This is a genomic window from Micromonospora sp. NPDC005206, assembly GCF_040608175.1.
Lineage (GTDB): Bacteria > Actinomycetota > Actinomycetes > Mycobacteriales > Micromonosporaceae > Micromonospora.
Window position 1 is genome coordinate 106,733 of record NZ_JBEXHU010000022.1, and the last position, 22,750, is coordinate 129,482.

Annotated in this window: 21 protein-coding genes and 1 pseudogene; 14 read left to right on the plus strand and 8 right to left on the minus strand. The window is 71.8% G+C overall.

Annotated elements, in window-relative coordinates:
* Nucleotides 1-260 precede the first annotated feature (260 nt).
* Nucleotides 261-1,046: a L,D-transpeptidase family protein gene (locus tag ABZU69_RS29430; RefSeq protein WP_354967559.1), complete on the plus strand. Its 786-nt coding sequence runs from the start codon at nt 261-263 to the stop codon at nt 1,044-1,046.
* A gap of 25 nt (nt 1,047-1,071) precedes the next feature.
* Here the strand turns inward: ABZU69_RS29430 and ABZU69_RS29435 are convergent, their stop codons facing one another.
* The 3 genes from ABZU69_RS29435 to ABZU69_RS29445 form a co-directional block, all read right to left on the minus strand.
* Nucleotides 1,072-1,350 (minus strand): hypothetical protein, encoded by a 279-nt coding sequence (locus ABZU69_RS29435; protein ID WP_121655610.1) that lies wholly within the window; start codon nt 1,348-1,350, stop codon nt 1,072-1,074.
* Between the two features lie 46 nt (nt 1,351-1,396).
* Nucleotides 1,397-1,828, minus strand: coding sequence for a hypothetical protein (locus tag ABZU69_RS29440; protein ID WP_089019976.1), 432 nt, complete (start codon nt 1,826-1,828; stop codon nt 1,397-1,399).
* Between the two features lie 184 nt (nt 1,829-2,012).
* Nucleotides 2,013-2,714 carry a VOC family protein gene (locus ABZU69_RS29445; protein ID WP_354967560.1) on the minus strand — a complete coding sequence of 234 codons (702 nt, stop codon included), beginning with the start codon at nt 2,712-2,714 and terminating at the stop codon, nt 2,013-2,015.
* Nucleotides 2,715-2,966: 252 nt separating this feature from the next.
* Here ABZU69_RS29445 and ABZU69_RS29450 point away from each other — a divergent pair, with 252 nt between their 5' ends.
* From ABZU69_RS29450 to ugpC, 4 genes are read left to right on the plus strand one after another with little or no spacing between them, the layout of a single operon-like run.
* A complete protein-coding gene (locus ABZU69_RS29450) occupies nt 2,967-4,253 on the plus strand; it encodes an ABC transporter substrate-binding protein (RefSeq protein ID WP_354967561.1) in 1,287 nt (428 codons plus the stop codon).
* Nucleotides 4,250-5,245, plus strand: a complete 996-nt coding sequence (locus ABZU69_RS29455; RefSeq protein WP_354967562.1) for a sugar ABC transporter permease — start codon at nt 4,250-4,252, stop codon at nt 5,243-5,245. Before ABZU69_RS29450 ends, ABZU69_RS29455 begins: the two co-directional genes overlap by 4 nt.
* Before the next feature lies 1 nt (nt 5,246).
* Nucleotides 5,247-6,089 carry a carbohydrate ABC transporter permease gene (locus ABZU69_RS29460; protein WP_354967563.1) on the plus strand — a complete coding sequence of 281 codons (843 nt, stop codon included), beginning with the start codon at nt 5,247-5,249 and terminating at the stop codon, nt 6,087-6,089.
* Nucleotides 6,090-6,099: 10 nt separating this feature from the next.
* Nucleotides 6,100-7,308, plus strand: coding sequence for a sn-glycerol-3-phosphate ABC transporter ATP-binding protein UgpC (gene ugpC, locus ABZU69_RS29465; protein ID WP_354967564.1), 1,209 nt, complete (start codon nt 6,100-6,102; stop codon nt 7,306-7,308).
* A gap of 118 nt (nt 7,309-7,426) precedes the next feature.
* On the opposite strand, the gene ABZU69_RS29470 is transcribed toward ugpC, so the two are convergent.
* Nucleotides 7,427-8,536, minus strand: coding sequence for a winged helix DNA-binding domain-containing protein (locus tag ABZU69_RS29470; RefSeq protein WP_354967565.1), 1,110 nt, complete (start codon nt 8,534-8,536; stop codon nt 7,427-7,429).
* Between the two features lie 209 nt (nt 8,537-8,745).
* Here ABZU69_RS29470 and ABZU69_RS29475 point away from each other — a divergent pair, with 209 nt between their 5' ends.
* From ABZU69_RS29475 to wrbA, 4 genes are all read left to right on the plus strand, one after another.
* A complete protein-coding gene (locus ABZU69_RS29475; RefSeq protein ID WP_354967566.1) occupies nt 8,746-9,102 on the plus strand; it encodes a hypothetical protein in 357 nt (118 codons plus the stop codon).
* A 450-nt stretch (nt 9,103-9,552) separates the two neighbouring features.
* Nucleotides 9,553-10,314, plus strand: a complete 762-nt coding sequence (locus tag ABZU69_RS29480; RefSeq protein WP_354967567.1) for a HipA family kinase — start codon at nt 9,553-9,555, stop codon at nt 10,312-10,314.
* On the plus strand, nt 10,311-10,679 hold the full coding sequence (locus ABZU69_RS29485) for a DUF3037 domain-containing protein (protein ID WP_354967568.1): 369 nt from the start codon (nt 10,311-10,313) through the stop codon (nt 10,677-10,679). The genes ABZU69_RS29480 and ABZU69_RS29485 overlap by 4 nt, the downstream gene beginning before the upstream one ends.
* A gap of 158 nt (nt 10,680-10,837) precedes the next feature.
* Entirely contained in the window at nt 10,838-11,455 is a 618-nt protein-coding gene (wrbA, locus tag ABZU69_RS29490; RefSeq protein ID WP_354967569.1) for an NAD(P)H:quinone oxidoreductase, read from the plus strand.
* 105 nt (nt 11,456-11,560) lie between these two features.
* On the opposite strand, the gene ABZU69_RS29495 is transcribed toward wrbA, so the two are convergent.
* Nucleotides 11,561-13,480 (minus strand): chorismate-binding protein, encoded by a 1,920-nt coding sequence (locus ABZU69_RS29495; protein WP_354967570.1) that lies wholly within the window; start codon nt 13,478-13,480, stop codon nt 11,561-11,563.
* Between the two features lie 262 nt (nt 13,481-13,742).
* Here ABZU69_RS29495 and ABZU69_RS29500 point away from each other — a divergent pair, with 262 nt between their 5' ends.
* On the plus strand, nt 13,743-15,146 hold the full coding sequence (locus tag ABZU69_RS29500) for an FGGY family carbohydrate kinase (protein WP_354967571.1): 1,404 nt from the start codon (nt 13,743-13,745) through the stop codon (nt 15,144-15,146).
* Here ABZU69_RS29500 and ABZU69_RS29505 read toward each other — a convergent pair.
* Complete coding sequence (locus ABZU69_RS29505) at nt 15,133-16,338, minus strand: transposase (protein WP_354967572.1); 1,206 nt, start codon at nt 16,336-16,338, stop codon at nt 15,133-15,135. The genes ABZU69_RS29500 and ABZU69_RS29505 overlap by 14 nt on opposite strands.
* 440 nt (nt 16,339-16,778) lie before the next feature.
* Here ABZU69_RS29505 and ABZU69_RS29510 point away from each other — a divergent pair, with 440 nt between their 5' ends.
* A complete protein-coding gene (locus ABZU69_RS29510) occupies nt 16,779-19,313 on the plus strand; it encodes a nitrate- and nitrite sensing domain-containing protein (RefSeq protein ID WP_354967573.1) in 2,535 nt (844 codons plus the stop codon).
* A 5-nt stretch (nt 19,314-19,318) separates the two neighbouring features.
* A complete protein-coding gene (locus ABZU69_RS29515; protein WP_197701306.1) occupies nt 19,319-19,732 on the plus strand; it encodes a roadblock/LC7 domain-containing protein in 414 nt (137 codons plus the stop codon).
* A 72-nt stretch (nt 19,733-19,804) separates the two neighbouring features.
* Here ABZU69_RS29515 and ABZU69_RS29520 read toward each other — a convergent pair whose 3' ends face one another.
* Nucleotides 19,805-21,148, minus strand: coding sequence for a GH1 family beta-glucosidase (locus tag ABZU69_RS29520; RefSeq protein WP_354967574.1), 1,344 nt, complete (start codon nt 21,146-21,148; stop codon nt 19,805-19,807).
* Between the two features lie 637 nt (nt 21,149-21,785).
* Between ABZU69_RS29520 and ABZU69_RS29525 the strand changes: the two are divergent.
* Nucleotides 21,786-21,989, plus strand: a pseudogene (locus ABZU69_RS29525) (cellulose binding domain-containing protein); the annotation flags it as partial.
* Nucleotides 21,990-22,035: 46 nt separating this feature from the next.
* Here the strand turns inward: ABZU69_RS29525 and tnpA are convergent.
* The gene (gene tnpA / locus ABZU69_RS29530) at nt 22,036-22,398 is read right to left on the minus strand and encodes an IS200/IS605 family transposase (protein WP_354967575.1); all 363 of its coding nucleotides are present in this window, start codon (nt 22,396-22,398) and stop codon (nt 22,036-22,038) included.
* Between the two features lie 47 nt (nt 22,399-22,445).
* Between tnpA and ABZU69_RS29535 the strand changes: the two genes are divergently transcribed.
* Nucleotides 22,446-22,750 (plus strand): hypothetical protein (locus ABZU69_RS29535; protein ID WP_354967576.1); only part of this gene is annotated, 305 nt, incomplete at its 3' end.

Genomic DNA, 22,750 nt, shown 5'->3' on the forward strand with positions numbered 1-22,750 from the left:
GGTGTGCCGGGGGCGAACGGGCGTCCGGCGAGTGGGCACCGTGGAGCTGAGTGCAGGGCGGCCGGCCTCCCTGTCGAGCCGCGTGGGCGTTGAGCCACGCCCGCGCGCGGCAGGGGTGCTGGAGCTGTCCGCTCCCATGCCGGATGACCGGGGGTCAGGGCCGGGCAGTTGCGGACCCGGTCCTGACCCGGCCAACCAATCGACCACTCCTCCCGGCGGGCGGGACAGCCGCGTGCCGGGCCGACTGTCAGGATGGTGGAATGAAGCGCAGATCGCTCCTGCTCGGCGCCGCGGCGGGCCTGGCCGCGCCGACCCTGCTCAGCCCGGCGGCACCCGCGCTCGGCGCGAGCAGACCCGCGCCGGCCCGGGGCGTCGCGACCGTGTCCGCATCCACCGGCTCGGTCTGGCCGCGCCGCAACCTGGCCGCGCGGCTGACAACCCTGCCGGCGCAGACGAAGCAGGTGCTCATCGTCGGCACCACCAGCTCCACGACCACCTACGCCACCCTTGAGGCGTACGTGCGGATCAGCGGTCGCTGGATGCCCGCCTCGGGGTTGGTGCCCGCCCGGATCGGCTCCAAGGGGTTCAGCGACAACCACGTGGAGGGTGTGCCGACCACCCCCACCGGGGTCTACTCGATCGGCCCGACCATGTACGGCATCGACGCGAACCCGGGCGTGCGGTACCCGTACCACCGGCTGGTCAGCGGTGACTGGTGGAACGAGAACCCGTCGTCGTCGCTGTACAACACCTTCCAGCACAGCTCGACCAACCCCGGCGGGGCCAGCGAGGCGCTGTGGACGGAGGTGCCCGCGTACACACACTTCGCGGTGATCACCTACAACATGCCGCCGAACGTGTCGAAGCCGGTGCCGAACGCGGGCAGCGGCATCTTCCTGCACCAGTTCAGCACCAGCGCCGGCAACGCCACCGCCGGCTGTGTCTCCCTCGCACACGATGACCTGGTCGATGTGCTGACCTGGCTGGACCCGGCGCTGTCGCCGCGCATCGTGCTCAGCCCGTACGCCCAGATGCGCCGCTACTGAGCTGAGCCCGGGGCGGGCCGGTGGATCAGGAGACCTCGCCGCCGCGGACGATCGCCACCGCCACCCGGCAGAACTCGTCCATGTCGGGGTTGAAGCCGGCCGCGATGTCAGGATGCAGCCCGGAGCGTGTCTCGTCCAACAGGCGCTGGCAGACCTGCTCGACCGGCTCGCCGGCGTAACCGGCGCGGACCCGGTCGGTGGCGGCCTGGAGCGCCGAGGTCAGCTGATCCTCCAACGGGCCGCGCAGCTTCTGCTGCACCGGGTCGAGCCCGCGCGGGTCGAGCGTGACATGTGGCTCCGACATGGTGCTCCCTTCGTCGGCGTCGGCGGTACCCCACCGCGTCCGTCGGTCAAACCTCAGCCGGTACGGCGGCGACCCGCACCTGGTACGAGAAGTCCTCCGCCGGCTCCTCGTGGTACGACAACCGGCGGATCTGCCGGTCGTCGTCGAAGAGAGCGACGTCCACCAGGACGCCGAGGTGGGCCAGGCCGATGCTGGTCACCCGCTTCTTGTCCTGCAACACCGCGCAGACGCCGCCGAGCAGGGTGCTGGCGTCGGCCGTACGGTGCCCGGGCGGGCAGCGCAGGACCAGGTCGACCTCGATCGGCCCGGGCAACGGCGTCCAGCCGGTGCGTTGGGCCGCCGCCAGGGCGGCCTGGAGCAGGGTGCGGACCCTCGTCGCCTGCCGGTGCCCGGCGGCGAAGATGGACAACGCTTCGGTCTTGACCGGTGGCAGGCCGCTCACCTCGAACGTCAGGGCGAGAGCGCGGGTGTCCTGCACGACGGCACCTCCTCGTTGGGACGATCCTGGCGAACCGGGGGAATGGCGGTGGGACTTCCCGCGATTACCAACCGAACGGGCAGGCTGGGGTCGGCCGGAGGCGTGTCGACGTCGGCGGCGAACGCGATGGCTGTGGCGCTAGGAAGACGCTAGTCGACAGTGCCCGCGCTGGGTAGTCGGTCGCTCACCCGATGGGACGCGGCGCGAAGGCGCAGAACTCGTTGCCCTCCGGGTCGGCCAGGACCCACCAACGGCTCTCGTCCTGCGGCTCGCGTAGCAGCGTCGCGCCCGCCGCGATCAGCGCCGCGGGCTCCGGGTCGACCAGATCGACGTCCCAGTGCATCCGGTTCTTGACCGTCTTGGGCTCGGGCACCGCGTCGAACACCCAGCGCTCCCAGGGGAACCCGGCCGCGCCGACCAGCGACGCGGTACCGGAGCCGAACTCGGCGGTGCCACCGACCACGCCCGCCCACCAGGCGGCCTGGGCCGCCGGGTCGGCAGAGTCCACGACCAGCTCGAACGGGCCCGGTTGGGTGCCCTTGCGGGCCGCGAACCCGCAGAACGGGTTGCCCTCCGGGTCGGCGAGCACCCACCAGGTCACGTCCCCGGACGGTGCGCGGAGCAGCCGGGCGCCGGCCGCGATCAGCGCCGACGGCTCCGCGCCGGCCAGCCGCAGATCCAGGTGTACGCGGGTCTTGCCGGTACGCGGCTCCGGCACCTGGTTCACCCAGATCGACTCGGCGCCCGAGCGGGCGGCACGAGGGTCGACGCGGGTGTCCTCGCCGCCGGCGTCGGCCACGTCGGCGTCGAGGATCCGGGCCCAGAAGGCACCTAGCAGGCGCGGGTTGGCGGCGTCCAGGCAGAGGTCCTTGAAGCGTGCGATCACCGGCACAGCATGCCGGGCCCCCGGCCCTCGAGTACGCGGCCCCCTCCGACCCGCCCGAAGTGACGTCGCGCACACCGGGCCGGTCGGCCAGGTCCCCACTGGCGTCAGGTTTCGCGACTTTCCAGGTCGGGCAGTGTGAAGGCCACGAAACGTCCGGGGTCGCGCGCCGCTGGTCCAGCGCCCCGATCGTCTCGCCGTGCGCCGGGGCGCGGTGCGTTTCCCCGGCGGCTGGCCGACAAGAGGGGAGGGGTGATGAGCGACCCTGACGAGGCCCGACGTCGACGGCGACCACGGGTACGCGCGGTGGCGGCAGCCGCCGCGCTGACGCTGGTGGCGCCCATGGCCGCCTGCGGTTCCGGTGACGCTGGTGGCCCACCGACGATCAACCTGTACTACCCGCCGGAGCAGAACCTGCAGAAGGTCGTCGACGACTGCAACGCGCAGGCCCAGGGGCGGTACGAGATCGCCTACCAGGTGCTGCCCCGGCAGGCCGACGAACAGCGGGTGCAGATGGTGCGTCGGCTGGCCGCCGAGGACACCGGGATGGACGTGCTCGGCCTGGACGTCACCTGGACCCAGGAGTTCGCCAGCGCGGACTGGATCCGCGAGTGGACCGGCCAGGACAAGACCGAGGTCGAGCAGGGCACCCTCTCCGGGCCGCTGGACACCGCCCGCTACGAGGGCAAGCTCTACGCCGCGCCGAAGAACACCAACGTCCAGTTGCTCTGGTACCGCAAGGACCTGGTGCCGCAGCCGCCGAAGACCTGGGACCAGATGATCACCGCTGCCCAGCAGCTCAAGGAGCAGGGCAAGCCGTACCAGGTGCTCACCATGGGCGCCCAGTACGAGGGCCTCGTCGTCCTCTACAACACCCTGGCCGAGAGCGCCGGCGGGAAGATCCTCAGTGACGACGGCAAGCAGGCCGTGATGGACGCCGGCACGGTCCGGGCGCTGGAGCAGTTGCAGCGTTTCGCCACGTCGGGCGTGACCTCGCCGTCGTTCACCAACGCCATCGAGGATCCGGTCCGGCTGGAGTTCCAGTCCGGTGCGGGAGCCTTCCAGGTGAACTGGCCGTTCGTCTATCCCGCCCTTCAGGAGGCGAACCCCGAACTGGCGAAGCAGGTCGGCTGGGCCCGGATCCCGGGCGTCGACGAGAACACCCCCAGCAAGGTCACCATCGGCGGGGTGAACCTGGCGGTCAGCTCCTACTCCAAGCACCCGGAGCTGTCCTTCGAGGCGGCCCGGTGCATCCGCGACGCCGAGCACCAGAAGTTCTCCGCCATCAACGACGGCGTCCCGCCCACCATCGAGGCCGTCTACGACGAGCCGGAGATGACCGAGGCGTACCCGATGAAGGACACCATCCTGGAGGAGCTGAAGGAGCCGGCGACCCGCCCGCTGACCCCGGCCTACCAGAGCATCTCCACCGTGATGTCGGCGATCCTGTCGCCGCCGTCGGCGATCCGTCCGCAGCAGACCGCGGATGAGCTGCGCTCCGCCATCGCCGACGCACTCCAGTCCAAGGGGGTCCTCCCATGAGTCTGCCCGCGACCCCGACCGGGGCGGACGTGACCGCCGAGGAGACCACCCGCTCCACCGGCCGGCACGCCACCGTCCCCACCCAGCGCGCCGGCCGTCGCAAGCCGCCGCTGAGCGAGAACAAGAAGGCCGAACGCAAGCTCGGCTGGTTGCTCTGCGCGCCGGCCGCGCTCGTCATGGTCGCGGTGACCGCGTACCCGATCCTCTACTCGGTCTGGTTGTCGCTCCAACGCTTCGACCTGCGCTTCCCCGACGAGCGCAAGTTCATCGGGCTGGAGAACTACGTCACCGTGCTCACCAACGAGTTCTGGTGGACCGCGTTCGGGGTGACCATGCTGATCACGGTGGTCACCGTGGGCGTCGAGCTGGTGCTCGGCATGGGGCTGGCGCTGATCATGCACCGCACGCTGGTCGGGCGGGGCATCGTGCGGACCGCGGCGCTGATCCCGTACGGCATCGTCACCGTCGTCGCCGCGTTCTCCTGGCGGTACGCCTGGACGCCCGGCACCGGCTACCTGGCCAACCTGTTCAGCGACGGCGCGCCGCTCACCGAGCGCGCCAGCTCGCTGGCGATCATCATGCTCGCCGAGATCTGGAAGACCACCCCGTTCATGGCGCTGCTGCTGATGGCCGGGCTGGCGCTGGTCCCGGAGGACCTGCTCAAGGCCGCCTCCACCGACGGCGCGACGTCGTGGCAGCGGTTCACCAAGGTCATGCTGCCGGTGATGAAGCCGGCGATCCTGGTCGCGCTGCTGTTCCGCACCCTGGACGCGTTCCGGGTCTTCGACAACATCTTCGTGCTGACCGCCGGCGGCAACGAGACGTCGTCGGTGTCGATGCTGGCCTACAACAACCTGATCCGGGGCCTGAACCTCGGCATCGGGTCGACGATGTCGGTGCTGATCTTCATCACCGTGGCGATCATCGCCTTCGTCTTCGTGAAGCTGTTCGGCACCGCTGCCCCGGGCAGCGACGACTCCGAGAGGCGTTGACATGGCCACCGGTACCGAAACCACCACCCGGGCCCGGGTGCGCTGGGGTCTCCTGGACATCCTCGTGGTCGTCTTCGCGCTGGTCCCGGTGCTGTGGATCGCGTCGCTGTCGTTCAAGACGCCGGCCACCCTCACCGACGGGAACTTCATTCCCCGGGAGTGGACGCTGGACAACTACCGGACGATCTTCGACACCGACCAGTTCGTCCGGGCACTGATCAACTCGATCGGCATCGCGTTGATCGCCACGCTGGTCGCGGTGGTGCTCGGCGCGATGGCCGCGTACGCGATCAGCCGGCTGGACTTCCCCGGCAAGGGGCTGCTGGTCGGCGTCTCCCTGCTGATCGCGATGTTCCCGCAGGTGTCGCTGGTGTCGCCGCTGTTCGAGATCGAGCGTCAGCTCGGCCTCTTCGACACCTGGCCCGGGTTGATCCTGCCGTACATCACCTTCGCGCTGCCGCTGGCGATCTACACGCTGTCGGCGTTCTTCAAGCAGATCCCGTGGGACCTGGAGAAGGCGGCGAAGATGGACGGCGCCACCCAGGGGCAGGCGTTCCGGCGGGTCATCGCCCCACTGGCCGCGCCCGGGCTGTTCACCACGGCGATCCTGGTCTTCATCTTCTGCTGGAACGACTTCCTGTTCGCCATCACGCTGACCTCCACCGAGCGGGCCCGTACGGTGCCGGTCGCCCTGTCGTTCTTCACCGGCGAGTCGCAGTTCGAGGACCCCACCGGGGCGATCTGCGCGGCCGCCGTCGTGATCACCGTTCCGATCATCCTGTTCGTCCTCTTCTTCCAGCGCCGCATCGTGTCCGGCCTGACCTCCGGCGCAGTCAAGGGATAGGTGAGTAGTCGTGGCTGACATCGTGCTCGACAAGGTGAGCAAGAAGTTCCCGGACGGGACCGTCGCCGTGCAGGACGTCGACCTGGAGATCGCCGACGGCGAGTTCGTCATCCTGGTCGGACCCTCCGGCTGCGGCAAGTCCACCACCCTCAACATGATCGCGGGGCTGGAGGACATCAGCTCCGGCGAGCTGCGCATCGGCGGCCAGCGGGTCAACGACAAGGCCCCCCGGGACCGGGACATCGCCATGGTGTTCCAGTCGTACGCGCTGTACCCGAACATGACCGTGCGGGAGAACATGGCGTTCCCGCTGCGGCTGGCGAAGCTGGACAAGGAGACCATCAACCAGAAGGTCGACGAGGCGGCGAAGGTGCTGGAGCTGACCTCGCTGCTGGACCGTCGGCCGGCGAACCTCTCCGGCGGGCAGCGCCAGCGGGTGGCGATGGGTCGGGCGATCGTCCGTCAGCCGAAGGCGTTCCTCATGGACGAGCCTCTGTCCAATCTGGACGCGAAGCTGCGGGTGCAGATGCGTACCGTGGTGTCCCGGTTGCAGAAGCAGCTCGGCACCACCACCGTCTACGTCACCCACGACCAGACCGAGGCGATGACCCTCGGCGACCGGGTGGTCATCATGCGCGGCGGTGCGGTGCAGCAGGTCGGGCCCCCGCAGGAGCTGTACGACCACCCGCGCAACCTCTTCGTGGCCGGCTTCATCGGCTCGCCGTCGATGAACTTCCTGCACGCCGCCGTGCAGGACGGCGGGCTGCGTACCGCGTTGGGCGACGTGCCGCTCGGCGACCGGGTCCGCCGCGAGCTGGAGGCGGCCGACGCGCCGCGCGAGCTGATCCTCGGCATCCGCCCCGAGCACTTCGAGGACGCCGAGCTCGTCGACGAGGACACCCGCCGCCGGGGCCTGGAGTTCGAGGCGCCGGTGGAGATCGTCGAGTCGATGGGCTCGGACAAGTACGTCTACTTCACCGTCGAGGGGGAGCGGGCCAGCGCCGCCGAGCTGGAGGAGCTGGCCGCCGACGCGGGCGCCGCCGACTTCGCCAGTGGTGGCGGGAACCTGGTCACCCGGCTGTCGGCCGAGTCACCGGTGGCCGAGGGGCAGTCGCGCCGGGTCTGGTTCAACCTGGAGAAGATCCACCTGTTCGACCCGACCAACGGCCGCAACCTCACGCTGCACGAGGGACGGGCGGCCGGCGCGCTCGCCAACTGAGTGGCGTCCATCATGGTGGGGCCGGCGGGGTTCACCCGCCGGCCCCGTCGAGCTGCCCACCGCGGCCCGCCCGCGACCGGCCCGCCCGGCCGAGGACTGACGCCGAGGCGAGCCCCGGTCAGACCGGCCAGTCGAACCGGGGTGGCAGGCCGAGGAAGCCCGCGTACCGACCCAGTGCCTGCTCCACCCGGGCACGTTCACCGGCGTCCAGCGGCGTCAGCGGCTGGATCGCCACGGTGACCGCGGCCCGGGCGATGCGCCGCTTCCACAGGCCCACCACGCGGCCGGCCCGCACCACGGTGGCCTGGAAGATGCCGTTGTTACCCGGCACGACGGCCGCCTGGTGCGCGGGATCGAGCATCAGCGCGCGATCCCGGTAGCCGAGCAGGTACTCGTCGAAGCCGGGCAGCACCAGCACGTCGTCGACCGGCGTGCGCGGCGCGTCGGCCAACGCCGCGTCGACGTACATCTCCTCGTCGTCGACCCGCACCACGGTCAGCGCGTCGCCGGCGGCGGCCAGCCCGCGCCGCGCGTCGGTCAGGGTGAGGCCGGTCCAGCCGGCGAACTCGCGGGCGCTGACCGGCCCGTGCCCGCGCACGTAGCGGTGGGCCAGCAGGGCGAGCGCCTCCTCCCGGTCCAGCCGGCGTGGCCCGGGCGCCCACTCGTCGAGCAGCGCGAAGGTCTGCTCGGTGCCGATGTTCGGCGCCAGGCAGGTCACCCCGCGCACGCTGGCGTACCACAGCAGGTGGTAGCCCCGCTGACCGTCGGTGCCCAGGCCGGCCGCGCGGAGGGTGGCCAGACACTGCGCCCGGGTGAGCCGGCCACCGCCGGCCAGCGCCGCACCGAGCACGTCCACCGCCCGGTCCGCGTCGACGTCGGTGAGCCCGAGTTGCCCCCGTCGGGTCGTCGCGCCGGCCAGCGACCGGATGCCGGTCACCTCCAGCATCCAGCGCGCGTCGGTGGGCGGGACGAGGTGCACGGTGCCTCGCATCGGCCACGTGCGCAGCGCCTCGCGCCGTTCCAGAGCCGCCTGCACGTCGGCCACGGTCCACCCGGGCAGCCGGGCGCCCAGCGACCACAGCCCGCTGGCCAGGTCCTGCGCCTGCATCGCACCGAACCACTCGACCACCTCGCCGACGGTTCCGGGTCGCGTGCCCGGGTGCGGGCGCAGCAGCAGGCTGGTCATCCGCAGCGCCAACGCGTCGGCCGCGCTGAGGTCGACGGGCATCGGGTGCTCCTTCCGGTTGTCGGGGCCGCCAGCCTAGGGCCACCCACCGACGTCCGGGTCGACACGACACCCCGCGCACCCGCCGCCGGATCGCAGTCGGGGGCATAACGGCCAGCGCAGTGGGGAAGCGGCCGACCGGAAGTGCGCGCGCCGCGCGTGCGGAAGGGAGTGTCATGAGTGCCGCAAGCGAACCGGCCCGCGGATCCGGCGTGACTGCCGGGTCCCAGGGCCATCGGGCGGGCACCGGCGCCAAGACCAGCGCGGCCGCGACCTTCGCCCTGGTCTTCGGGGTGTCCGGTCTGATCAGCGTGTTGACCGCGATCCTGGCCTGGCTCGGTCTGGTGCTCGGGATCATCGGGATCATCCTGGGCATCGTCGGGCTGAAGATGGCCGCGCGACCAGGGGTGACCGGGCGGGGTGTGGCGGTCGGCGGCCTCGTGTTGAGCATCCTGGCGGTGCTGATCGGCCTCGGCCTCGCCGCGGGCATCACCACCTTCATCAACAACGAGGGCGCGGTGGACCGCCTCCAGCAGCAGGTCGATGACCTGCGCGACAAGCTCGACTGACACCGGTGGCACGCTGGGCACGTCCGCCTCGGCGGGCGGGCAGGGCCCTGACGGGCACGGCGCGGCGGACGGACGCCCTCGCGGGCGCGACGTCCCTCGCGGGCGCGACGTCCCTCGCGGTGGGCGACGGAGCACCTCGGCCCGTCACATCGGGTGACCCGCGGCGCGCTCCCGACCACTGTCCCATTTCCCTTTGCACTGCTTAGGCGGGCGCAACAGTTACTCAGGGTTCGGCCCTGCCGAGCAGCTTCGCGCGAAGCTGCGGCGTAATCCCTGCTCAGCGCGGTGTTGCGTCCGAGTAAGCAGAGCAAAGGACGCGATTCATGGGTGGCAGCCCGTCCAGACTTCACGCGTGGTTACACGTCGTCTCCGGTCACAAGAGGGTCCGTTGACGCGGTCCACGGCACACTTCCGGCGGGCGCGGCCGGAGATCACAGTAGGGTGGGCGACGTGCTCCGCCAGGTCACCGCGATCCGATACGTCACCCCGCTGCGCGAGGGTGGCTCGCTGCCCGGCGTGGTGGAGGCCGACGACCTCGGCACGTACGTGGCGAAGTTCCGCGGTGCCGGGCAGGGGCCCAAGGCGCTGATCGCCGAGGTGATCTGCGGTGAGCTGGCCCGCCGGCTGGAGTTGCGGGTGCCGCCGCTGGTGGTGCTCGACATCGACCCGGTGATCGGGCGTGCCGAGCCCGACCAGGAGGTGCAGGAGCTGCTGCGCAACAGCGGCGGCGCGAACCTGGGCATGGACTTCCTGCCGGGTGCGCTGGGCTTCGACCCGGTCGCGCACCCCGTCGACGCGATGCTGGCCTCCCGGGTGCTCTGGTTCGACGCCTACGTGGAGAACGTCGACCGGAGCTGGCGCAACCCGAACCTGCTGGTCTGGCACCGGGAGCTGTGGCTGATCGACCACGGCGCCTGCCTGTACTTCCACCACAACTGGCCGCGCGCCGCCGCGGCCGTGCATCGGGCGTACCGGGCCGAGGACCACGTGCTGGCGCCGTACGCCTCCCGACTGGCCGAGGCCGACGCGGAGCTGGCGCCACGGGTCACCCCGGAGCTGCTCACCGAGGTGCTGGCGCTGGTGCCCGACGAGTGGCTCACCGCCGCCGCCGACTTCGATTCGGCCGACGCGGCGCGGGAGGCGTACCTGGCGCACCTGTCCGCCCGGGTCGCCCGCACCGCCGACTGGCTCCCGCAGGGGAGCGCGGCATGAGACAACCATTCGAGTACGCCGTCATCCGGCTGGTGCCCCGCATCGAGCGCGGCGAGCAGATCAACGTCGGGGTGCTGCTCTACTGCCAGCAGCGCGACTTCCTGGCCGCGCGGACGCACCTGGACGCCGACCGGGTCCGCGCGCTCGCACCCGACGTCGACCTGCCGGCGGTGGCCGCGGTGCTGGAATCCTGGGACCGGACCTGCGCCGGTGACGGTCCGGCGACCCGGATGCGGCTCGGCGAGCGGTTCCACTGGCTGGCCGCGCCGCGCAGCACGATGATCCAGACCGGGCCGGTGCACACCGGGCTCACCGCCGACCCGGCGGCGGAGTTGGAGCGACTGATGGCGGCCCTGGTCCGCTGAGCGGGGCGGGACCGGCCGGCAGACCCCTGACCGCGCTACGCGGAGAAATTGAGGCCTCGGCCGGGCCGCTCGGTGCGGACAGCGGGGCCGGATCTCGTTTGACGGTGCGGGTGGGGGGTAGTCGCCGGAGCTGACTCAGACGAGAAGGGGAACATCTGATGGCTGCCCAGACCAAGGTAGCGGTGATCTACTACAGCGCCACCGGCATCACGTACCAGATGGCGCAGGCCGTCTGCGAGGCCGCCGGGGACGCCGGTGCCGACGTGCGCCTGCGCAAGGTACGCGAGCTGGCGCCGGACGAGGCGATCCGCTCCAACTCCGGGTGGCAGGCGCACCACCTGGAGACCCAGGACGTGCCCGAGGCGATGGTCGACGATCTGGCCTGGTCCGACGTGGCGATCCTCGGTGCGCCGACCCGGTACGGCTTGGTGGCGGCCCAGCTGAAGCAGTTCATCGACACCACCGGCCCGCTCTGGGCCCAGGGCGCGCTGGCCAACAAGGTCTACTCCGCCTTCACCTCGACGGCGACGGCGCACGGCGGGCAGGAGACGACCCTGACCTCGCTCTTCAACGTCTTCTACCACTGGGGCGGGATCGTGGTCACCCCCGGCTACACCGACACCAGCCAGTTCATCGCGGGAAACCCCTACGGCGCCTCGCACACCAGCAACAACGGGGAGATCGCCCCGGACAGCGTGGCGCTGGGCGCCGCCGCGCTCACCGCCCGGCGGGCGGTGCAGATCGGCACCGCCCTGAAGAAGGGCCTGGCCGGCTGACCGCAGCGGGGACGCGGTCCACAGCAGGGGACCGGCGGCGCGGGCGGGGGCTCTCGGCCCGTCCGCGCCGCCGGTCGATTCCGCCGTACCCCCGGGCGGGGGTGACTATGCCCGGCCGCCGGCGGCGGACAGCTCGTCCGGGTGCGGCGCCGGCAGCAGGTCGCCCAGCAGCTCGGTCAGCACGGCGAGCCCGTCCGGGCTGAGCACCGACTCCGGATGGAACTGCAGGCCGGCGAAGCCGCGCCCACGCAGGGCGTGCACCGCGCCGTCGCGCACGTCCCGGGCCAGCTCCACCGGCCCGTACGCGGTGTCCAGCCGGTCCGCGTCGGCGCGAGCGGTGAACGTGGAGTAGAAGCCCACCCGGCGGACGTGCCCGAACAGCGGCACCTCGCGTTGCAACCCCTGGTAGGGCGCCTCCCGACGGTGCAGCGGCAGCCCCAGCAGCCCGGCCAGCACCTGGTGGCCGAGGCACACCGCGAGGGTCGGCCGGCCGCTCGCGAGCAGCCCGGTCAGCAGCGCTCGCAGCGCCACCATCTTCGGCTCGTCCGGGCTGCCCGGGTCGCCCGGTCCCGGCCCGGCCACCACGAGGTCGTAGGCGTCGAGGGGGCCACCGGCGTGCCACGGCCGCAGCGTGACCGCCAGACCCAACGCGCCCAACTGGTGGGCCAGCATCCCGGTGAAGGTGTCCTCGGCGTCCACGATCAGCGCCCGGCGGCCGACCAGCCCGGGCAGGCCCGGCGCGTCCGGTGCCCGCTGGTCGAGCCAGAACCGCGCCAGCGGGGCGTTACGTGCGGCCAGCGCGTCGCGTACCGCCGGGTCGTCGGCCAGCCGCGCGAGCGGCCCGCGTCCGCCGACGGGCGCCGCCGGGCCGAGACCGAGCGCGGCCAGCACCCCGGCCGCCTTGGTGTGCGTCTCGGCCACCTCGCCGGCTGCCGTCGAGTGCCGGACCAGGGTGGCGCCCACCGGCACCCGCAGCCGGCCGGTGGGGGAGATCTCGGCGGTACGGATCAGGATCGGCGCGTCCAGCGTCTGCCGGCCCGCGTCGTCGTGGCCGAGCAGGGCCAGCACGCCCGCGTAGTAGCCCCGGCCGACCCGCTCGTGTCGGGCGATCACCCGGCAGGCGTTCTCCATCGGGCTGCCGGTCACGGTGGGGGCGAACATCGTCTCCCGCAGCACCTCCCGCACGTCGCGGGTGCCCCGCCCGGCGAGCAGGTACTCGGTGTGCGCCAGGTGTGCCATCTCCTTGAGGTACGGGCCGATCACCTGGCCGCCGTGCTCGGCGACGGTCGCCATCATCTTCAGCTCCTCGTCGAGCACCATGTACAGCTCCTCGACCTCCTTGGGGTCGGCGAGGAAACGCAGCAGCGCCGCCTGGTCCGGCGTGCCGTCGGCGGGCCGGAAGGTGCCGCTGATCGGGTTCATCATCACCAGCCCGTCGTCGACGCTGACGTGCCGCTCCGGGCTGGCGCCGACCAGGGTCCGTTCGCCGGTGTGCACCACGAACGTCCAGTAGGCGCCGCGCTCGGCGACCAGCAGTCGGCGCAGCGCGGCCAGCGCGGCCACCAGCGGCGGGCCCTGCACGGTGGCGTGCAGGGTGCGGTGGATGACGAAGTTGGCGCCCTCGCCGCGGCCGATCTCCTCGGCCAGCACCCGCCGCACCGTCCCCGCGTACTCCTCGTCGGTGACGTCGAACGCGGCGTCGACGGCGCGCACCGGCTCGTCGGGCAGCGCGGCCAGCACGTCGGCCAGGGCGATCCGGTGGTGCTCGCGGATCTGGAGGTACTCCAGCGGGGCGCCGTCGTCGACGCAGGCGAAGCCCCGCTCGGTGATCTGCCGGTAGGGCACGACGGCCAGCGTCCGCGCCCCGGGCCCCGGCGGCAGGGGGATGTCCACCAGCCGGTCCACGGTGTCGACCGGGCCGGTGAACAGCTCCAATTCATCGGCGCCGTCGCGGCGCAGCAGAGCGAAGGGGCCGGGGTCGACGCCGCGGGTGACGGCGGCGAGCAGGTCGGTCAGGTGGGTCATCGGATTCTCCGTCGGGCCGGGCGCCGCCGGTGGGGCGGCCATCGGGGCCGGGAGATCCGGCGGCCGCCTCGATGGCGGCCGCGTGGATGGAGCTACGCGCGGTAGGTGGCCGCCGGGTCGGCGGGCCACCAGCAGGTCAGGTGCGCGAGCATGCGATCCACCCTACGCGCCCACCGGGCGGCCGGGTAGCCGTTCGGGTGTACCGGTGCGCCCGGCCCGACCAGCGTTCCGACACGCCCGGCACCGGGTAACTTGACCGGCGATGAACATTCTCGCGCTCGACCTGGGCACCTCCTCGGTACGTGGGCTGGTGCTGGACGGGGACACCCAACCGCTGCCCGGCGCCCTGGCCCGGCGGAAGGTCAGCCTCGCCCTCGGCGACGACGGCACCGGCACCCTCTCCGGTCCCGGCTACCTCGCCTGCCTGATCGAGTGCCTGGACGAGCTGGCCGAGGGCGGCCACCTGCGCGACGTCGAGCTGGTGGCCGTCTCGGCGCAGTGGCACTCGGTGCTCCCGCTGGACCGCGACGGCACCCCGCTGGGCCCGGTGATCACCTGGCTGGACACCCGTCCGGCGCCGCTCGACGGGGCGCCCGGCCCGGCCGACCCGGACGACTTCCACCAGCGCACCGGCTGCTGGTGGCACCGCTCCTACTGGTCGGTGCGGCTGCCCTGGCTGCGCGAGATGTCCGGCACACCGATCACCCGGTTCGTCGGCCTGCCCGAGTACGTGCTGGGCGAGCTGCTCGAAGCGGCGCCCATGTCGGTCTCCCAGGCCTCCGGCACCGGCCTGCTGGACCTGGGCAACCTGCGCTGGGACGAGGAGGCGCTGGCGCTGGCCGGCACGCGACCGCGGGAGCTGCCGGCCCTGGGCGAGCTGGCGTGGCACGGCCGGCTGCGGCCCGACCGCGCCCGCCGGTGGCCGCAGCTGGCCGAGGCTCGGTGGTCGCCGCCGGTGGGCGACGGCGCCGCCTCGAACGTCGGCTCGGGCTGCGTCGACCCGAGCCGCGCCGCGGTCACCGTCGGCACCTCCGCCGCCGTACGACTGATGCAGCGCGTCCCGGCCGGCGGGCCGCTGCCCCGGCTGCCCGAACGGCTGTGGCGCTACCGGGTCGACCACGACCACGTGGTGACCGGCGCGGCGTACTCCAGCGGCGGCAGCCTGTTCGCCTGGGCCGACCGGGAGCTGCGGCTGCCCCGGGGCGCCGAGCTGGACGCGGCGCTGGCGCTGGTGCCGGCGGGCGGTGGGCGGCCGGCGGACCCGCGCTTCGGCGGCGACCGGGCGCCGGGGTTGGCGCCGGCGGGCACCGGCGAGGTGCGCGGGCTCAGCTTCGGCACCACCGCGGTGGACATCCTGGCCGGGCTGATGCAGGGGTTGTGCGAGCTGGTCGCCGAGGATCTGACCGTGCTGGAGTCCACGATCGACAAACCGGTCGAGGTGGTGCTGGGCGGCGGTGCGGTGGCCGCCTCGGTGTGGTGGCGGCAGGCGTTCGCCTCCGCGCTCGCGCCGCGACCGGTGTCGCACCAACGCAACCCGGAGATCGGCGCCACCGGCGGCGCGTTGGTGGCGCTGGGCCGTTTCGGTGACGCGGTCGAGCTCGCCGACATCGGCCGGACGGACGAGCTGGTCTTGCCGCAGTATCCTTCGTCAACTACCCGCCGATGAATGGGCGAGCTTGCGGATCAACCTCTCGCTGGCTGCGAGGTGGTGCCGCGTGCGGGCGGTTGACCGCGCCCCAGCTCTCGACACCGCGCTTGGCGATGTTGAGGGCTGCATTGTGATCTGCGTGGGCAACGACCCCACAAGACCGACAATGGAAGGTTTCCTGGTCCAGCCGGTTCCGCCTGTCGCGGTGACCGCAGCCGTTGCAGGTCTGGGAGGTATAACGCGGGTCGACTTCGACCAGCGGTACACCGGCTCGGCGGGCCTTGTAGGCCAGGAAGCTGCCGAGCTGGCGGAACGACCACGAGTGGAGCGTGACCCGTTGGGGCTTTCTCAGCCGGACCCGATCGCGGATCGCCGTCAGTTCCTCGACGGCGATGCCACGGCCGGTGCGTGCAGCCTCGGTCACGATGGTCTTGGCGATGTGGTGGTTGACGTTTGCGGCGTGCCGCGCTTCCTTCTTGTTGCGCCGGGCCAGCAGTCGCTTGGCCGACTTGGTGCCCTTCTCCTGCAACCTGGCCCGCAGCCGGGCCTGCCTGCGGCGGTAACCATTGAGCCGCGTTCCGGCATAGCGGTTGCCGTCAGAGTCGTAGACGATGTTGACGATGCCCATGTCCACGCCGAGGAAGCCGTCCGGCTCGTACATCGGCGCCTCGGCCACCTCGACGGTGGCGTGCAGGAACCACATGCCGTCGCGGTAGACCAGGTCGGACTCGCCGATCTTGCTGGTGGCGACGGCCTTGATCTGACCGGCGGAGCCGGTGTACGCCACGTCCCTTAGCCGGCCCGCAGTCGTCCAAATGGACGCGGTGCGGGTGTCGTGGTGCCAGGACAGCATCCGGGCGTCGTAGGGCTGGGCTGCGTTCCATCGGAACCCGATCGGGCTGACCTCGGCCCGCCAGCGCCGTCTCGAGCCGGCCTTGCCGAGGTTGCCGGCCCGGATGTTCGCCGTCAAGGTGGCGTAAGCGTCGGCGACCTTCTTGATGACGTGTTGCGCTGCCTGGGCGCCGAGCCGGTATTCGGCCTTGATGCCCTGGTAGGTGTGTTTGCGCAGTTCGTAGTTGCGATAGCAGTCAACCTGACGCGCCGCCGTCGCCACGTCGCAAGCCGCCGCATTGCACGGGCGCAGGGTCGATTCGAGTGCCGCCGCCTGCTCGGGTGTCGGCAGGAGCTTCACCGGCACAACCAGCTTCACGCGCTCACTGTAACGGTGCGCAGACTTCGCCGCCGTGATGCGGAGCCAATGACAGCACCGATGACATCCAATTCGTTCGTGCACTACCCGCCCACTGTCGCCCTGCCCAGAAATCGGTCAACAGTTTTAGGGGCGTGTCGGCCCGGCTACCTGCGACAGGAAACGATGCCCTTCGTCGTTACCTGTTGGTCAACCACCCGTGGTCGCCGTCGTACCTTGGCCGGCACCTGTGAGGATGCGCCAAGGAGTACCTGGATGACAGCAGCGACCAATGTGAGGGGCATACCGGCGTTCCTCCCAGCCGTAAACGGCCGGTGTTCCCGTCGGTATCAACTGCTCAAGTTTTGCTCCGACCGGGCCGTTGACAGCGCTCCCGAGCCTGGTTGGATGGACTGCGACTCCCCGGACCGCGGTGGACGCGGCAGGACGGAGGAGGCAGGGTGGCGGTAGGTCCCGACCCGGTGAACGGTGCGGTGTCGAACCATCGCCGGCGTCGCTTCGACGTCCGGGTTGTTCCGCACCGGCGCCGTTCGCCGTTCCGGCTGCGGGACTGGCGGATGAGCACCAAGCTGGCCACCGTGCTGGTGGTGCCGTCGGTGGCGTTCCTGGTGCTCGCCGGTGTGCAGACCAGCGCGCTGGTGGGGCGGACGACGGCGTTGAACGACTTCGCCCGGCAGGTCGGCATCGGCCGGCAGATCACCGCCGTCGTGCACCAGCTCCAGCAGGAGCGGGACCGCTCGGCGGGGGAGCTGGGCGAGCTGCGCAGGGGTGGTGACCGGGAGGCCGCGTCCACCGCCCTGAAGCCGTTGCAGGCGGCGACCGATCGGGCCATCGTGGACCTGCGCCGGGCGGCTGAGCCACTGGCCGACGCGGACGCGTCCTGGCGGGTCGCGTTCTCGGAGGTGCTGGAGGCGTACGACCAGGTGGTCGACATCCGGCCGGCGATCCCGCCCGCGGTGCTCAGCACCGACACCATCCTGAGCAACTACCACCGCGCCGTCGACACGCTGCTCGACCTGCTCGCCGAGCCGACGCCAGGGCAGGAGCGGCCGGCGTTGAGCGACGCGGTGCTGCGCTACGTCCAGATCGCCCGGGTCAAGGAGCTCTCCTCGCGGGTCCGGGCCCAGCTCTACGCCGCCGCCCGCGCCGGTCGGTACGGCACCGAGGACCGGGTGCTCCTGACCGACCTGCGCGCCCAGCAGCTGACCGCGCTCGGCGCGTTCCGGGTGGCCGCCACCACCGACCAGATCCGCCGGTACGACGAGACCTCGGTGGACCCGTTGTTCCTGGTCGCCACCCAACTGGAGGAGCGCAGCCTGCCGGCCGGTGACGCGACGCCCGAGGTGCTGCCCTCGGAGCAGTGGTGGGGGGCCAGTGAGCAGCGCCAGGAGCTGCTGCGCCAGGTCGAGGCGGGGGTGCTCGACGACGCTGTCCGGCAGGCCGACGGCGCCAGCAGCGGCCAGCTGAGGACCACCCTGCTGGTGGCCGGTGGGATCGTCGCCGTGCTGCTGGCCGCCCTGCTGATCTCGCTGCTCGTCGGGCGCTCGGTAGCCCGGTCGATGCGGTTGCTGCGCAGCCAGGCGCTGCGGATCGCGCAGGTCGAGCTGCCGGACGCGCTGGACCGGCTGCGGACCGTCACCGGCGGGGTGCCGGGCATCGAGGTCGCGCCGGCTGTGGTCCGCTCGCTCGACGAGATCGGCGAGCTGGCGGAGGCGTTCGTGGCGGTGCACCGCAGCGCGGTCACCGTCGCTGTCGAGCAGGCGACGATGCGGCGCAACGTCAACGCGATGTTCGTCAACCTGGCCCGGCGCAGCCAGGTGCTCGTGGAGCGCCAGCTGGAGCTGCTGGACGACCTGGAGCGCGAGGAGAGCGACCCGGATCAGTTGGAGAACCTGTTCAAGCTCGATCACCTGGCTGCCCGGATGCGCCGTAACGACGAGAGCCTGCTGGTGCTCGCCGGCACCGAGTCCACCCGCCGGTGGAACCGGCCGGTCGGCCTCGGCCCGGTGCTGCTGGCGGCCGCGGCTGAGATCGAGCAGTACCAGCGGGTTCGCCTGGAGTCGGTGGGCGACGTGTACCTGGTCGGGCATGCCGTCGGTGAGCTGGTGCACATGCTGGCCGAGTTGCTGGAGAACGCGACCGCGTTCTCCCGCCCGGACACCGTCGTGGCGGTGACCGCCCGGGTCGAGGCCGCGGGCGCGCTGATCGAGATCACGGACCAAGGCCTGGGCATGAGCCCGGCCGCCCTGGCCGAGGCGAACGAGGTGCTGGCCAGCCCGCCGGCCGCGGACGTCGCGACGGTCGAGCGGATGGGCCTGTTCGTGGTCAGCCACCTGGCCGCTCGGCTCAGTGTGCGGGTGCGGTTGGACGGCGGCCACAACGGCCTGGTCGCCCGGCTCGCGCTGCCCGCCGCGTTGCTGGCCCCGGCGGGCGCGGTGGAGCTGGATCCGCCCGCCCCGGCCCGGATGCTGGCGGCCGGCGCCGCTCGGGGCGTTGGCGCGCAGCGGATGTCCGGGAGTGCCCGGGCCGCGTCCGGGCCGGCGGTCGCGCCCCTGGACCTGCCGATCGCGGGCCGCCGGCCCGGGGCCGCCGTGCCGCGTCAGGCCCGCCCGGTGCCGGTCCGCGCCGAGGACGTGCTCACCCCGGCCTCGTCGGGTAACGGCGGCGGCTGGTGGTCCCGGGAGGGCCCGTCCGGGCCGGCGGTGCCGGGGCCGGTCGTGCCGCCGGCAACCCCGGTGACCGCCGGCACGAACGAACAGGGCCTGCCGATGCGGGTGCCGATGGCGCAGCTCTCCTCGGTCACGCGCCCGGCCCGGCCGGAGGCGGCGCCGGCGCGTGACGACCTGGACCCGGAAGCGGTCGGTGGCATGCTTTCCCGGCTCTACAGCGGGGTACGGCGTGCCAAGGCCGAGGACACCACCGAGATACCCGTGCCGCCGTCCGGGGGGCACGATGAAGGGGGACGACGACAGTGACGACGTTGAGCCAGGAGGCACGGGACCTGAGCTGGCTGGTGAGCGCGTTCGCGGAGCGGGTGCCGGGCGTGGCGCACGCGGTGGTGGTCTCCTCCGACGGGCTGCTGGTGGCGATCTCCGACAACCTGCCCCGCGACCACGCGGACAAGCTCGCCGCGGTGACCTCCGGGCTGATGAGCATCACCGCGGGCGCGGCCCAGATGTTCGACGGTGACGTCGTCAAGCAGACGGTGGTCGAGATGGGCCGGGGCTACTTCCTGGTGATGCAGGTCCGGGACGGGTCGATCCTGGCGACCCTCGCCGCCGGGGACGCGGACATCGGCGTGGTGGGCTACGAGATGGCCCGGCTGGCGAAGCAGGCGGGGGAGATGCTCACCCCGGCGTTGCGGGCGGAGTTGCAGCAGGCGCTGCCCCGCTGACCGGCCCCGGCCGTGCCCCGGACGGTCACCGGCTCACCGGAGCCGGCCGCCGGGGCCCGGGCGGAGGCCCGCTCAGAAGCCGCCGTCGGCGATGACCGAGCGGTACCAGTGGGCGCTGCTCTTGAGCACCCGCCGCTGGGTCGGGTAGTCCACGTAGACCAGTCCCCACCGCTGGTCGTATCCCTCATCCCATTCGAAGTTGTCCAACAGCGACCAGACGTGGAAGCTCTCCAGCGGCACCCCGGCGGCGATGGCCCGGTGCGCGGCGGCCAGGTGGTCGCGCAGGAAGCTGATCCGGCTGGCGTCGTCGACGCTGCCGTCGGCGGCGATGGCGTCCGGCGTGGGCAGCCCGTTCTCGGTGACGGTGAGCGGGATCGGGCCGTACTCGCGGGTGACCCGGGTCAGGATGTCGTACATCCCGTCGGGGTAGATCTGCTGCCACTCGGCTTCGGAGGTCGGCCACCGTTGCACGGTGCCGCCGTCGGCGGTGACGTAGATGGGCGTGTAGTACTGCACGGCGAGCAGGTCGACCGGCGAGGAGATCACGGCCAGGTCGCCGTCGCGGATGCCGCGTGCCATCCGGCTCTGCGGGCCCAGGTCGGCGAGCACATCCGAGGGGTAGCTGCCCTTGAGCAGGGAGTCGAGGTAGAGGCGGTTCTCGTAGCCGTCGTAGAGCCGGGCGGCCGCGGCGGCCTGCGGTGAATCGTCGGCGGGGTAGCAGGGGTGCAGGTTGAGCGCGGGGCCGATCCGGCCGGTGCCGCCGGCGGCGCGCAGCGCCCGGACGGCGAGCCCGTGGGCGAGTTGCAGGTGGTGGGCGACGAGGTAGGCCGCGTCCGGGTCCTGCCGGCCGGGGGCGTGGTGACCACCGAGGTAGCCGTTCTGCACCACGGTCTTAGGTTCGTTGACGGTCAGCCAGACCGGGACGCGGTCGCCGAGGGCGCGGAACACCGCGTCGGCGTAGTCGGCGAAGCGGTGGGCGGTGTCGCGGGACTCCCAGCCGTCGGCGTCCTGCAGGGCCTGCGGCAGGTCCCAGTGGAACAGGGTGGCCATCGGGGCGATGCCGCGCTCGTGCAGGCCGTCCAGGAGACGGCGGTAGAAGTCGAGCCCGCGCTGGTTGGGCGCGCCGGTGCCGTCGGGCTGGATCCGGGGCCAGGAGATGGAGAAGCGGTAGCTGCGCAGCCCGAGGTCGCGCATCAGGTCGAGGTCCTCGGCGTAGCGGTGGTAGTGGTCGGCGGCCACGTCGCCGGTGTCGCCGTTGCGGGTGCGCCCGGGGGTGCGGCTGAAGGTGTCCCAGACTGACTCGCCGCGGCCGTCCTCCTTGGCGGCGCCCTCGATCTGGTACGCGGAGGTGGCCGCGCCCCAACCGAAGTCGCGGGGGAAGCGCAGCGGGCCGGCGGGCCCGGTAGGTATCGACATGGATTCTCCTCGTGGATACGGGGCAACCGCCGAAGTTTCGGGAGCGCTCCCACAATAGGGCAGGGGCGGCCGACCCGGTCAGCCGGCCGTCGTGTCGGCCGGCGGTGGCGGGTTGCGGCGGTCTGGGCCCCGGACAGCGAACGAGGCCGACCGGGCGGCGCGGAGCGCCTGTCCCGTCGGCCTCTTTTCCCATCGTGTACGGGGGTTTAGTGTGGGGACGGGGGAGGGCAACCCCCGTCCCCACCGCAACTGCACACACACGGGCGGATTGTGGGTCCTGCCGTGTGTGTCGCGCGGGAGCCGGGCCACGCGAGTGGCTCTGGTTCCACCTCCCTCCCTGTGGCGGGATGATGGCTGACGGCGGCGTCCGGGCTGGCCCGTCGTCAGCCCTCGGGCTGGTTCCCCGGGCTCGTCAGAGACGGTCCCGGTGATCTTCTACTTGGAACCATCATCGATGGAAGCGCTCCCATCGATGATGATGCGACTGTAACGCCCGTCACGGCTTTGTGAAAGACCCAAAACGAGATCGAAACATGGGGCTTATTCGGCTCGCTGCGCGCTTGTTGTGGGAACGCTTCCATGGTTGACTGTCGATTCAATGCGACAGGGGCCAGATCGCGTCGACGCGGGTCCGAGCACCGGCCTCAGCGCCAACATGACGATCAAGAACCTCGGCGACCCGCTCACCGGCTGGGCGCTGATGTTCGCCTTCCCCGGAAACCAGCGGGTCACCCAGGGCTGGTCGGCGCGGTGGAGCCAGACCGGCAACCAGGTCACCGCCACCAACGAGTCGTGGAACGGCAACCTCGGTGCCGGCGCCACCGCCAACATCGGCTTCAACCGGATGTAGCGAGAATCCCGGTCCTTGAGGGCCGGGAGGAATCGCGTCACGGACCGGGACGTCTCTGCCCTTTGATGTAGTCCTTGATCACTTCCAGTGGGGCGCCGCCGCAGGACGCGGCGAAGTACGAAGGGGACCACAGGTGCCCATGCATGATGTGCCGGTTGATCCGGCCGGTGAACTCCTTGCGCAGGTAGTGCGCCGAGACGCCCTTGAGTCGGTTGACCAGTGTGGAGATCGGCAGCTTGGGCGGGTAGGGCACGAGCAGGTGGACGTGGTCGTCGGTGAGCATCGCGTCGTTGAGGACGTCCCGCCGATACGTGGTGACAAAGACAAGATGAACCTGCAGGTTGTGGACAACGCTTCTACCTCGGCGAACATCCGGGTCTGGCGTCCATCGTGGTGACATGGACAAGACGCTACGGTGTGGTCACGCCTGGGAAACTGGACAAGGTCGTGAAGCCGAGATGGGCGGCCAAGGTCCTCGGCATCGACTACGCGGACCTGCCGAAACTCGACCGCCCCTGGACCCAACGGGACGTGCGGTCGCTGCGTGACAGCAGGCCCTGTTGGCTGACCGAAGCGCGACGCCGCCACGCGGCCAGCGTGCAGCAGGCCAGCGAGGCGCGGGCAGCGGAGCTGGACGTCGCACCGGCACGTCTCGGGTACGACGCCCCGGACCTCGGCACGGCCGACCAGGCGGTGCTGTACATCGACGGCGCCCTGACCCACCTGATGATCGAGACACGCTGCTCCGAGGA